We start from the raw sequence: 10,044 nt of genomic DNA, 5'->3' as shown, positions 1-10,044 counted from the left end.
TGGGCAGCATGGCCACCGGCCAGATCGCCGCGCTGACGACCAATCAACTGGCCAACGCGTTGACGACCAACCAGATCGTCGCCCTGAGCTCGAACCAGCTGGGTGCCTTCAACACCGCCCAGTTCGGTGCGCTGTCGACCAACGCGATTGCCGCGATCGAGACGGCCGATATCGGTGGCCTGAAGACCAACGTCATCGCCGCGCTGAAGTCGGCGCAGGTGGCGGCCCTGACGACCAACCAGATCGGTGCCCTGGGCACCAACCAGGTGGCGGCACTGACCACGGCTTCGCTGGCGTCGCTGTCGACCAACCAGGTGGTGGCCCTGTCGAGCAACCAGGCTGCGGCCCTCAACTCGGCCCAGATCGGCGCGCTGGCAACGGACGTCCTGGCAGCCCTCGAAACGGCCGACCTGGCCGCGCTGAAGACCTCCACCATCGGCGGCCTGAAGACGCACCAGGTGGCGGCGCTGACGACGAACCAGGTCGTGGCACTGTCCTCGAGCCAGATCGCCGCGCTGTCGACGGCCCAGGTCTCGAACTTCAGCACGCAAGGCATCGCGGCGCTGGAAACGGCCGATATCGCCAGCCTGAAGACGGCAGCCATCGCCACGCTGCGTACGGCGCAGGTGGCGGCACTGACCACCGGCCAGATCGCCGCCCTGAGCACGGGCCAGATCGTGGCGATGAGCACGGCCAATATCGCCGGCGGCCTGACCACCGCCCAGGTGGCCTCGCTGACGACGGCCCAGGCCTACGCCCTGACGTCGGCCCAGGTGGCGTCGCTGACGACGGGCCAGATCTCGGCCCTGAGCACGAACGACATCGTGGCGCTGCGCACCAACGTGATCGTGGCCCTGACCAGCACCCAGGTCGCCGCGCTGACGACCCAGCAAGCTGTTGCGCTGGAAACGGCCGACGTGGCGGCACTGAAGACGGCGGCCATCCGCGGTCTGACGACCAGCCAGCTGCAGGCGATGACGACGTCGCAGATGGCGGCCCTGACCAGCGCGCAGATTTGCGCCTTGACCTCGACCCAGACGCAGGCGCTGTCGTCGAGCCAGATCGGCGCGATGAAGAACCCGACGTTCTACACGCCAATCGTGCTGGACCTGGACGGTAACGGCATCGATACCGTGGCCCAGTCGGCAGGCGTGCAGTTCGACCTGCTGGGCAGCGGCGAGAAGCTGGCGACGGGCTGGGTGGGTGGCAAGGACGGCCTGCTGGCACTGGACCGCAACGGCGACGGCGTCATCAACGACGGCTCCGAGCTGTTCGGCGAAGGCACCACGCTGGCCAGCGGCCAGAAGGCCACCAACGGCTACCAGGCAATGGCTGAGCTCGATTCGAATGGCGACGGCAGCCTGACCGCCGGCGACAGCGCCTTCAGCCAGCTGCGTGTGTGGGTGGACGGCAACGCCGATGGCCTCAGCGATGCGAGCGAACTGAAGTCGCTGGCCGAGTTGAACATCACGAAGCTGGGCCTGCAATCGACGGTGGATGGCAGCATGGACAACGGCAACATCGTTGGCCTGAAGTCCACGTACGAAACGGCCGATGGCCAGACCCATGCTGCGGCCGACGTCTGGTTCGCGGCAAGCAAGGTCACCACCAGCGTGGGCAGCCTGACCGCCGCCATCGCATCGTACGGCACGGCGACGCCGGCTCCGGCCAGCGGCATGCTCAAGCTCGATGCGACGCCGTCGAACAGCCTGTCCTCGGGTGTGGCCAACCTGGCCAGCGCCATGAAGACCTTCGACGACGCCAACAAGCTGCGCTCCGGCGCCGAGTCGATGGCCTCCAGCGAAGAAACGCTGCGCCTGAAGGCCCTGCAGAGCACCGCAGGCCACGGCTTCCTGGCAAGCCCGTCGAAGTAATCGCGCCATCGGGAGGCGACCGGCAGCAGCCGGTTGCCCCGTCCCGGCAGGAACGGCAGGACTACGGTCCTGCCGTTTTTTTATTCCCGCCGCGTCCGTCGTTTTTACCCCTCTGTTCGGCAGATGGAACAGGCGCCCGAACACCAGTGGCTGGGGTAGAATCTGCTGGCGAAAACATTCGTCCAAACAATGCCCGATAAATTCCCCCATACCGCCATCCAGTGCCTGACAGCCGTCGCGCAACACCACGGGCTGCAGATCAATCCTGACCGCCTGATCGACGATTACGCCCTGGCGGCGAAGGAACCGAACGACGGCCAGCTGCTGCGCATCGCGTCCGATATCGGGCTCAAGGCCAAGGCCGACCGCCTCACCTGGCAGCGCCTGCTGGTGCAGCAAGGGGTCTACCCGCTGCTGGCACGCCTCGCCGATGGCAATATGGTCATCATCGTCGGCGCCCAGGGCGAGGGCACCGGTGCCCAGGTGGCCGTGCTGAACCCGGCCGCCAACAACGGCCAGGTGGTGCAGGTCGGCCATGACGACTTCATGCGCCACTGGACCGGCGAGGTGCTGTTCCTGAAACGCCAGCACAAGCTGACCGATCCCACCCAGCCGTTCGGCCTGCGCTGGTTCATCCCCGAACTGCTCAAGCAGAAGGGCGCCTTCCGCGACATCCTGCTGGCCGCCATCGTGATGCAGGTACTGGCCCTGGCCTCGCCCATCTTCTTCCAGCTGGTGATCGACAAGGTGCTGACGCACCAGAGCATCACGACCCTGTGGGTGCTGACGGTGGGCATCGTCATGGCCCTCGTGTTCGACGCGCTGTTCGGCTACCTGCGCCAGGTCCTGATCCTGGCCGCCACCAACAAGATCGACATGCGCCTGACGCGGCGCGTGTTCGCCCACCTGCTGTCGCTGCCGATCGATTATTTCGAAACCACCACGGCCGGCATCATCACGCGCCACATGCAGCAGCTCGAGAAGATCCGCAGCTTCCTGACGGGGCGCCTCTTCTTCACGGGCCTGGACCTGCTGTCGCTGGTGGTATTCCTGCCCATCCTGTTCTCGTATTCGTTCAAGCTGACGATGATCGTGCTGCTGTTCTCGGCCCTGATCGCCGCAGTGGTGATGGCCATGGTGCCCACCTTCCAGCGCCGCCTGAACGCCCTGTACGCGGCCGAGGGCATGCGCCAGGCCATGCTGGTCGAGACCATCCACGGCATGCGCACCGTCAAGGCGCTGGCGATCGAGCCGGCCCAGCGGCGCGACTGGGACCAGCGCTCCGCCGAAGCCATCACGATGCACTTCCGGGTCGGCCAGATTTCCATCACGGGCAACGCCGTCACCGACTTCCTCGGCAAGCTGATGCCCGTCACGCTGATCGTCGTGGGCGCCCAGGGCGTGTTCGACCAGACGCTGACGATCGGTGCCCTGATCGCCTTCCAGATGCTGTCGCAACGGGTGACGTCGCCCCTCATTTCGATTGTCGGCCTGGTCAACGAATACCAGGAAACGGCCCTGTCGGTGAAGATGATGGGCGAAGTGATGAACCGGGCGCCGGAAGGGCGTGCCGGCGCCGGCGGCCTGCGCCCCGTTCTGACGGGCGAAATCAAGTTCGAGGATGTGACGTTCCGCTACCCGGGCAGCCAGGTCAATGCGCTGGACCGCACCGCCTTCACCATCAAGCCCGGCACCGTGGTCGGCATCGTCGGCCGCAGCGGATCGGGCAAGACCACGCTGACGAAGGTGATCCAGGGCCTGTACGCCGTGCAGGAAGGGATCGTGCGCTTCGACGGCTTCGACGCGCGGGAAATCGAGCTGTCCCACCTGCGGCGCCAGATCGGCGTCGTCCTGCAGGAAAACTTCCTGTTCCGCGGTACCATCCGCGAGAACCTGCTCGTCACCAAGCCGGACGCCACCTTCGACGAGATCGCCGAAGCGGCCGCCGCGGCGGGGGCCGACGAATTCATCGAGCGCATGCCGGCCGGCTACGACACGCTGCTGGAAGAAAATGCCTCGAACCTGTCCGGCGGCCAGAAGCAGCGCCTGTCGATTGCCCGTTCGTTGCTGGGCAAGCCGCGCATCCTCGTGCTGGACGAAGCGGCCAGCGCGCTGGACCCGGAAAGCGAAGCGATCTTTATCCGCAACCTGTCGAAGATCGCCGTCGGCCGTACCGTCGTCATGATCTCGCACCGCCTGTCGACGCTCGTCAACGCCGACTCGATCCTCGTCATGCAGCGCGGCCGCCTGGTCGACGCCGGCAGGCATGAAGAGCTGCTGACGCGCAGCGACACTTACCAGCACCTATGGAACCAGCAAACAAGTCACCTGTAAGAGGCGAGCGGCGCGGCCTGGCCCGCCGCCTGGGCGAGGAATCCGACACCGAAGTGGCCTTCCTGCCCGATGCGGACGCGATCGAACGCAGCCCGCTGCCGCGCTACGTGCGCACCACGCTCTACCTGCTGGCCCTGGCCCTGGTGTCGTTCATCGTCTGGGCCAGCCTGTCGGAAATGGAGTCCGTCGTGACGGCCCATGGCCGCCTCGTCAACCCTACCGCCAACATCGTCGTGCAGCCGCTGGAGACGTCGATCGTCCAGCGCGTCAACGTGCGCGTGGGCCAGGTCGTCAAGAAGGGCGAAGTGCTGGCCGAACTGGACCCCACCTTCACCCAGGCCGACGAACAGCAGCTGCGCAACCGCCTGCGCAGCCTCGACACGCAAGTGGCCGGGCTGCAGGCCGAACTGGCCGGCAAGCGCGCGCCGGCGGCCGGCACGCGGGGCGTGGACGACCAGCTGCAGGCGCAGCTGTCGGGCGAGCGCCAGGGCAATTTCGACGCCCAGAAACGCCGGCTGGACGAGAACGTGCTGCGCCTGCGCGCCAGCATCGAGACCAACCGGCGCGACCAGCAGGTGCTGGCCGAACGCCTGAAGTCGCTGGCCCAGATCGAAGCCATGCAGGAAAAGCTGGTGGCCGAGAACTTCGGCGCCAAGATGCAGCTGCTCGAAGCGCGCGACCGCCGCCTGGAAGTGGAGCGCAGCCTCGTCAACGGCCGCAGCCGCGAACTGGAACTGGCCAAGGAACTGGCCGCGGCCGAGGCCGAACAATCCGCCTTCGGCCGGGGCTGGCGCCAGAAGTCGCTGGAAGACCTGCTTCTCGTAACGCGCGAGCGCGACAGCATCAACGAGCAGCTGACCAAGGCGGACAAGCGCCGCCAGATGGTCAGCGTCACCGCGCCGGTGGACGCCGTCGTGCTGGAAATGGGCAAGCTGTCGCAGGGCAGCATCGTGCGCGAAGCCGAGCAGATGTTCACCCTGGTGCCGCTGGGCGCCAAGCTGGAAGCGGAAGTGCAGATCGACTCGGCCGATATCGGCTATATCCGCCAGGGCGCGCCCGTGCACCTGAAGCTCGATGCCTTCCCGTTCCAGAAGCATGGCGCGCTGGATGGCAAGCTGCGCACCGTCAGCTCCGACTCGTTCAAGCGCGAGCAGGTGGCGGCCGGCCAGGGCACCGATGCGTACTACCTGGCCCGCGTCGAATACGGCGAAGTCAAGCTGCGCAAGATGGAGCCGGGCACGCAGCTGATGCCGGGCATGACGGTCACGGCCGAAATCGTCGTCGGCGACCGCTCCATCATGTCCTACCTGCTGTGGCCCCTGACGAAGGCTATGGACGAATCGATCCGCGAACCGTGACGCCCTGCGCCGTCAGGTGACGGCGTTATAGCCGCTGAGCAGGGACTGGTTGCTCCACAGGTAGTCCCATTCGCCGAAGCGCCCGCACGTGGCGATGCCCGCCTGGGCCGCCCAGGCGCGCACGGCGCCGCGCGGCTCCTCCATGCCCTGCTCGAAAATCACGTTCCCATAAGGCAGGCGCCGGTGGTCCAGCACGACGACGTCGCTCTCGTCGGCAATGCCCATGCGGCGCAGCGCCTGCAAGGTATTGGCCTTCAAGTCAGCCGGATCGTGCACCGTGCCGGTGCCGTAGTTGTAGATCTCGAACTGCAGCGAACTGCAGCCCGGTGGCGCGTTGTCGGGGGACTTGACGGATGGCGAGTAGGCCCGGCTGGCCAGGATATCCTCGTCGTAGATATAGAACCACAGGTCACGCACGAGCGGCTTGTCGAAGCCCACCGAAATCAAGTCGATCGACGTCGCGTGCAGGTTTGCGCCGGCCTGGCGCACCGCGTCGGGCGCCTCCCTGGCCAGCTGCACCAGCACCGGCAGCGGCAGGGTGCTGACCAGCGCCCCGTAGCCCACCTGGACGCCGTTGGCGAAGTGCACCACCTTCGCGGCCGTGTCGATCGCCGTGACGGTGTGGCCGGTGCGGATCTCGGACTGGTCGATCAGGGGCTGGATGAAGGCCTTGTAGCCGCCCGCCTGCGGATAGCGCATCTCCTTCGTGTAATAGGTGTTGGGCGTGTCGGCCGTCAGCGCCCCCAGCAGGATTTCGTCCAGTTCCGCGCGGCGCATGCGGTTGCCGATCCACGCGGTCGACAGCTTCGATGCCGGCGTGGCCCAGTATTTGCGCGTATAGCGGATCGGGTAGCGTTCGGCCAGCGCGTCGCCGTACTGGTGGCGCAGCCAGCTTTCGTAGTCGTCGCCGGCCACCGTGTCGGGCCGGGCCAGGAAGGACTTGATCAGCGCCACGCGCTGCTCGGCCGGCAGCGGGAACAGGTTGTTCTGCACGGGGTGCTTGAGCCAGTAGCCGTCGTCGAAGCAGGTCGAATCGGCCGGGTGCGTCAGGTACGGCGTGCGGTCGAAGATCTCGCGCACCTTCGGCTCGCTGGCGAAGGACAGGTGGACGGCATGGTCGAAGCGGAAGCCGTCGATGGTGAAGTTGTCGAGCAGGCCGCCGGCGCTGTCGCGGGCCTCGAAGATGACGGCCTGGCGGCCCAGTTCGCGCGCCTTCAGTGCCGCGCCCAGGCCGGCGATGCCGCCGCCCAGGATGACGATGTCAATCTGTTCCATGGTTTGCCTGTTCCCGCCGGATCTGCCCGGCATATTCGTCCAGCTCGGAGAGGACGTAGCCTGCCAGGCTGGTACGCCAGTCCGGCATGGCCGGCCAGCCCAGCATGGCCGCTTTCCAGTTCTCCGCCATCTCGTTGTCCGACACCTTCGCCACGCGCCGGAACGAAGCGGCGGCGGATGGCTGCACGGCCAGTGCCAGCCCGGCCGCATCGACGATGGCCTGTACATATTCATGCCGCGAGGCGCTGCCGCCGTTGACGCAATTGAACACGCCGGCCAGGCCGCCGGCGGCCAGGTCGAGCATGCGGCCGGCGATGTCGGCGCTGTAGCACGGCACGCCGCGCTGCTGCGCGTTCGATGCCATCACCGTGCCGGCGGCCAGCACGGCGCGCGCCTCGTCCAGGCGCCGCGCCACGAAGTTCTTCGGATTGGCGGGCGGGCCGCCGAACAGCCAGCCCGTGCGCACCACCAGGTTACCGGCAGCCGCGGCCAGCACGCACTGCTCGGCCAGCACCTTGCTGCGGTGATGGTGGGTGGTGGGCGCCACGGCGTCGTACTCGCGCCAGGGCGTGGCCTGGGCGTCGCCGTACACGCCCGTGCTGGAGACGAACAGCAGTTTCGTCCCGGCGCGGGCGGTGGCCGTGGCGATCAGTTCGGTGAGCAGCAGGTTGTCGCGGTAGCAGGCCGACGGGTCGGTTTCGCAGGCCTCGACATTGGTGTTGGCGGCGGCGTGGATCAGCAGGTCCCAGCCTTCGGCCAGGCGGGCCGCCAGCGCGCCTGGGGCATCGGGCAGCGCCGGGCGGGGCAGCGGCGTGCAGGTCCAGCCGCGCGCGCCCGCGGCGGCCGTCACGGCCGTGCCCAGCAGGCCCCCGGCCCCCGTCAGCAGGATTCTCACGGCGCCAGCGGGTAGGTGGCCAGCGGCACGTTGACCGCCTCGGTGGGATCGTGCGCGATGCTGGCCAGGTTGCACACCAGGTTCAGGCCCGGCGCCGTGCCCGTGAAGGCCATCCACCAGCCGGGCGGCACCGTCAGGCGGGCGTAGTGCTGCGTGCCCAGGCAATGACTGACGGTCTGCCCGGTGGCGGCATCGTGCAGGTGGAACGTGACGTCGCCGGCCACCACCACCAGGTTCATCACCATGCGCGTGTGCTGCTTCCACCCCTTGGTGACGCCGTGGTGCACGGTCGTGAAATAGGCTTCGCCGAAGCCGGCGTAGCCGTCGTCGCTGGCCTTCATGCCGTGGTACACGTCGCCCTGCGGATGGGCGATGCGGGCCAGCGGCGTGACGGTCAGCGGCGCCGGCCGGGTCAGCGCGTCCATGCCAGTCCCCGCTGCGTGGCCAGCGCCTCGAATTCGCCGATCTGCGCCATCGTCAGCGCATGCATGTCGGCCGCCTCGCGGTAGTAGCGGTAGTACCAGTCGCTGACGAGCCGCACGCAGGTCTCGTAGTTCAGGTTCGCTTCCCAGCGCAGCTGGAACAGGGCCTTGTCGCAATTAAGCTTGAGCAGGCCCGCTTCATGGAAGGGGATATTGCCCGTCACGTCGTAGGCCTGGTCCGGACTGGCGAAATGCCAGTGGCGCGACAGGTCGCCCAGCAATTCCAGCACGGTGCGGTTCTGCTCGGCCCGGGGACCGAAGTTGAAGGCCTCGCCCGACAGGGCGCGGTCGCGCTGCAGGGCCGCGCCCAGAGCCAGGTAGCCCGACAGCGGCTCCAGCACGTGCTGCCACGGCCGCGTGGCCTGGGGGCTGCGGATCTCGACCTTGCGTCCTTCGCTCCAGTTGCGCATGCAGTCGACGACGATGCGGTCGCGCGCCCAGTCGCCGCCGCCGATGACGTTGCCGGCCCGCCCGCTGGCCAGGCGCACCTTGCTGTCCGGCGCGCGGAAGAAGGAGTAGTAGTAGGCGTGGATGATGACCTCGGCCGCGCCCTTCGAGCCGCTGTAGACGTCGCGCCCGCCGATATGGTCCGTCTCCCGGTAGCCCCACAGCCACTCGACGTTCTCGTAGCACTTGTCGGACGTGATCATGACGGCCACGCACTCCCGGTCCAGCCGGCGCAAGGCCTCCAGCACGTTGGTGGTGCCGATGACGTTGGTGGTGATGGTATCGACCGGCGCCTCGTAGGACACCGACACGATGGGCTGCGCGGCCAGGTGGAACACGAAGTCCGGCTCGAACGCGGCCAGCACGTTCTGCACGGTGGCCAGGTCGCGCACGTCGCCCACGTGGTGTTCGACATGGCCGGCCATGCCGGTGACCTCGAAGATCGACGGCTGGGTGGGAATGCAGTCGGACAGGCCGGCCACCCGCGCGCCCAGCTTGAGCAGCCAGCACGCCAGCCACGTGCCCTTGAACCCCGTGTGCCCCGTGATCAGGACCTTCTTGCCGCGATAGATATTGTCGAACATTATGATTTCCACGTTTTCCAGGGCGCCTGCCCGGATTTCCAAAGGTCTTCCAGGTGCATCTTGTCGCGCAGCGTGTCCATCGGCTGCCAGAAGTCGCGGTGGAAGTAGGCCTGGATCTGGCCGTCGTGCGCCAGCCGTTCCATCGGCTGTTTTTCCCACGTGGTGTCGTCGCCGTCGACGTAGTCGATGGCCTGGGGCGACAGCACGAAGAAGCCGCCGTTGATCCAGGCGCCGTCGCCCTGGGGCTTTTCCTGGAAGCTGGCGATGCGCTCGCCTTCCAGGTTCAGCGCGCCGAAGCGGCCCGGCGGCTGGATCGCCGTCAACGTGGCCAGCTTGCCGTGGGCGCGGTGGAACGCGACCAGGGCCGTGATGTCGACGTTGCTGACGCCGTCACCGTAGGTAAAGCAGAACGCTTCCTCGTCCTTGACGTACTCGCGCACGCGCTTCAGGCGCCCGCCCGTCAGCGTCTCGTCGCCCGTGTCGACCAGGGTGACCTTCCACGGCTCGGCGCTGCGGGCGTGCACTTCCATGCGGTTGTTCTGCATGTCGAAGGTGACGTCCGACGTGTGCAGGAAGTAGTTGGCGAAATACTCCTTGATGACGTAGCCCTTGTAGCCGCAGCAGATGACGAAGTCGTTCACGCCGTGGGCCGAGTAGCTCTTCATGATGTGCCACAGGATCGGCTTGCCGCCGATTTCCACCATGGGCTTGGGCTTGACGGAGGTTTCCTCGCTGATGCGCGTGCCCAGACCGCCTGCCAGTATCACTGCTTTCATAGTTATTCCCGTAGTGTTC

At 67.1% G+C, this 10,044-nt stretch carries 8 protein-coding genes; 3 read left to right on the top strand and 5 right to left on the bottom strand.

Annotated features, from left to right (window positions below; translation table 11 throughout):
• From GM672_RS28440 to GM672_RS21810, 3 genes are all read left to right on the top strand, one after another.
• On the top strand, positions 1 to 1,874 hold a 1,874-nt coding region (locus GM672_RS28440), incomplete at its 5' end, for an SPM autocatalytic domain-containing protein (RefSeq protein WP_503826361.1).
• Between the two features lie 189 nt (positions 1,875 to 2,063).
• Positions 2,064 to 4,208 carry a peptidase domain-containing ABC transporter gene (locus GM672_RS21815; RefSeq protein ID WP_155472641.1) on the top strand — a complete coding sequence of 715 codons (2,145 nt, stop codon included), beginning with the start codon at positions 2,064 to 2,066 and terminating at the stop codon, positions 4,206 to 4,208.
• Complete coding sequence (locus GM672_RS21810) at positions 4,181 to 5,566, top strand: HlyD family type I secretion periplasmic adaptor subunit (RefSeq protein WP_155472640.1); 1,386 nt, start codon at positions 4,181 to 4,183, stop codon at positions 5,564 to 5,566. Before GM672_RS21815 ends, GM672_RS21810 begins: the two co-directional genes overlap by 28 nt.
• Positions 5,567 to 5,578: 12 nt before the next feature.
• On the opposite strand, the gene GM672_RS21805 is transcribed toward GM672_RS21810, so the two are convergent.
• From GM672_RS21805 to rfbF, 5 genes are read right to left on the bottom strand one after another with little or no spacing between them, the layout of a single operon-like run.
• Positions 5,579 to 6,841: a protoporphyrinogen/coproporphyrinogen oxidase gene (locus GM672_RS21805; RefSeq protein WP_155472639.1), complete on the bottom strand. Its 1,263-nt coding sequence runs from the start codon at positions 6,839 to 6,841 to the stop codon at positions 5,579 to 5,581.
• The gene (locus GM672_RS21800; RefSeq protein ID WP_170300186.1) at positions 6,828 to 7,736 is read right to left on the bottom strand and encodes an SDR family oxidoreductase; all 909 of its coding nucleotides are present in this window, start codon (positions 7,734 to 7,736) and stop codon (positions 6,828 to 6,830) included. The genes GM672_RS21805 and GM672_RS21800 overlap by 14 nt, the downstream gene beginning before the upstream one ends.
• Complete coding sequence (locus GM672_RS21795; protein ID WP_155472637.1) at positions 7,733 to 8,161, bottom strand: dTDP-4-dehydrorhamnose 3,5-epimerase; 429 nt, start codon at positions 8,159 to 8,161, stop codon at positions 7,733 to 7,735. Before GM672_RS21795 ends, GM672_RS21800 begins: the two co-directional genes overlap by 4 nt.
• Complete coding sequence (gene rfbG, locus GM672_RS21790; RefSeq protein WP_155472636.1) at positions 8,149 to 9,249, bottom strand: CDP-glucose 4,6-dehydratase; 1,101 nt, start codon at positions 9,247 to 9,249, stop codon at positions 8,149 to 8,151. The genes GM672_RS21795 and rfbG overlap by 13 nt, the downstream gene beginning before the upstream one ends.
• Positions 9,249 to 10,025, bottom strand: a complete 777-nt coding sequence (rfbF, locus tag GM672_RS21785; protein WP_155472635.1) for a glucose-1-phosphate cytidylyltransferase — start codon at positions 10,023 to 10,025, stop codon at positions 9,249 to 9,251. Before rfbF ends, rfbG begins: the two co-directional genes overlap by 1 nt.
• Between the last annotated feature and the right edge of the window lie 19 nt (positions 10,026 to 10,044).

This window comes from Pseudoduganella buxea (assembly GCF_009720835.1).
In the GTDB taxonomy this organism is placed as follows: Bacteria; Pseudomonadota; Gammaproteobacteria; order Burkholderiales; family Burkholderiaceae_D; genus Rugamonas; species Rugamonas buxea.
The sequence above is the reverse complement of the archived record's forward strand: the minus strand, read 5'-3'. Positions and strand labels throughout refer to the sequence as shown.

What these genes read in the sequence shown, in the direction of transcription:
- GM672_RS21810 (WP_155472640.1), top strand. Translation starts at nt 4,181, where the DNA reads ATGGAACCAGCAAACAAGTCACCTGTAAGAGGCGAGCGGCGCGGCCTG.
- GM672_RS21815 (WP_155472641.1), top strand. Translation starts at nt 2,064, where the DNA reads ATGCCCGATAAATTCCCCCATACCGCCATCCAGTGCCTGACAGCCGTC.
- rfbF (WP_155472635.1), bottom strand. Translation starts at nt 10,025, where the DNA reads ATGAAAGCAGTGATACTGGCAGGCGGTCTGGGCACGCGCATCAGCGAG.
- rfbG (WP_155472636.1), bottom strand. Translation starts at nt 9,249, where the DNA reads ATGTTCGACAATATCTATCGCGGCAAGAAGGTCCTGATCACGGGGCAC.
- GM672_RS21805 (WP_155472639.1), bottom strand. Translation starts at nt 6,841, where the DNA reads ATGGAACAGATTGACATCGTCATCCTGGGCGGCGGCATCGCCGGCCTG.
- GM672_RS21795 (WP_155472637.1), bottom strand. Translation starts at nt 8,161, where the DNA reads ATGGACGCGCTGACCCGGCCGGCGCCGCTGACCGTCACGCCGCTGGCC.